The 1,463-nt window shown below is 57.9% G+C and carries 1 protein-coding gene; it reads right to left on the bottom strand.

Annotation, left to right across the window (positions count from 1 at the left end; translation table 11 throughout):
- Nucleotides 1-274: 274 nt before the first annotated feature.
- On the bottom strand, nucleotides 275-1,309 hold the full coding sequence (locus tag N5K27_RS28800) for an IS110 family transposase (RefSeq protein WP_279821005.1): 1,035 nt from the start codon (nucleotides 1,307-1,309) through the stop codon (nucleotides 275-277).
- Between the last annotated feature and the right edge of the window lie 154 nt (nucleotides 1,310-1,463).

The raw sequence follows: 1,463 nt of genomic DNA, 5'->3' as shown, positions 1-1,463 counted from the left end.
TGAATCGCCTACATGGTCCGCCCAAGGAGAGCAAGCTTTTGCGTCGAGATGGTTTGAAGGGTTTGCGGCCTTACATCCGGGCTGTTTGTGCAGACAGTGCTGCTGCCCATGATGGCTATTCGCGGCTGGGGTTCCTATCTCCGGGATGTACTCGAGGTACTGGCGATTCATCGGAATTTCCCAACCCGGTTTGACCAACAATCCATCACTCCGCTTTTCGCAGGTTCTCCTTCAAAACGGTATTTCTCGGTACATTATTTGCTGTGCTGATCGATCAGGGTGTCGCTTCCTCAAGCGGATTCCATCGTTGCCGGTCGAAGGCTAAGCCCTTGGCCAAGACTGCCCACGCGGTGCGCGCCATCTTGTTGGCCAACGCCACCACGACGACGTTGTAATGTCGCCGTTGGAGCAGTCGTTCGAGCCAGCCGGACTTTTCGGATCTGGCAATCACAGCCCTGGCACCAGCAATCAACAAGGTTCGCAAGTAGGTGTCGCCGCGCTTGGAGATACCCAACTGCTGTGTCTTGCCGCCAGTGCCTACATGACGCGGGACCAACCCTACCCATGAGGCGAACTGCCGTGCGGACTTGAATGTGCAAAAGTCTCCAACAGCTGCCACCAATGCCGAGGCCGTCAACTCTCCAACGCCAGGAATCTGCTGGATGGCCTGCATCTGCCGGTCCTCTCGGATCATGGCGCACAGCCGCTGAGCAATGTGGTCGATGTCATCCTGCAAACCTTCGATACGCTTGAGTTGCTCCTGCACGCTGACGACCAGATCGGCGGGTAACAGGTCCTGCTGCTGAGCTCTGGCGAGTTCTCCCTGGATCGTCTTGAGCAACTGGTTGTGCCCTACCGGCATGGCAATGCCGAACTCGGCGAGGATGCCGCGCAGGGCATTCGTTTGCATGATGCGCATCTTCATGAGCTGACGGCGCATGCCGTGTAGCGCCAGGCAAGCCTGCTGACGCTCCGATTTGACGGGTACTGGCAAGATATGTGGCTGCTGTGCTGCGACCCATATCGCTTGTGCATCCATGGCATCGGTCTTGTCACGCAGCAAGAAGGCTTTGACATGCTGGGCCGGCAACAGTTTGACCTGATGCCCCAGCGAGCGGATTGTTCTGGCCCAGTAATGCGCTGAGCCGCATGCTTCCATCGCTACCAAACTGGGTTGGCATTTGGCGAAGAATTCCGTGAGCCTGGCGCGCTTGATCTGGCGCCGCTGAATCTCGCCGGACTCCGCGTCGACGATATGCAGCTGGAACACGGACTTCGCCAGATCCAATCCAATGACGGGCAGATTCACGATCGATTGCATGGAGGGCCTCCAAGATCAGTGGTTGCGAGTGCTGTCACTTTGGCACTTTGCTACTGCCTTTGCGAGACCTTCCCGGCTCTCTGGGGAGGGCGACTTCACTCGTCAGCTGTGCCATAGGTGGGCGGACCATGCCATCTCCGGG

It is taken from the genome of Pigmentiphaga sp. GD03639, assembly GCF_029845405.1.
GTDB lineage: Bacteria > Pseudomonadota > Gammaproteobacteria > Burkholderiales > Burkholderiaceae_B > Pigmentiphaga > Pigmentiphaga daeguensis.
Note: the sequence above shows the minus strand (reverse complement) of the source record. Positions and strands in the feature narration are given on the sequence as shown.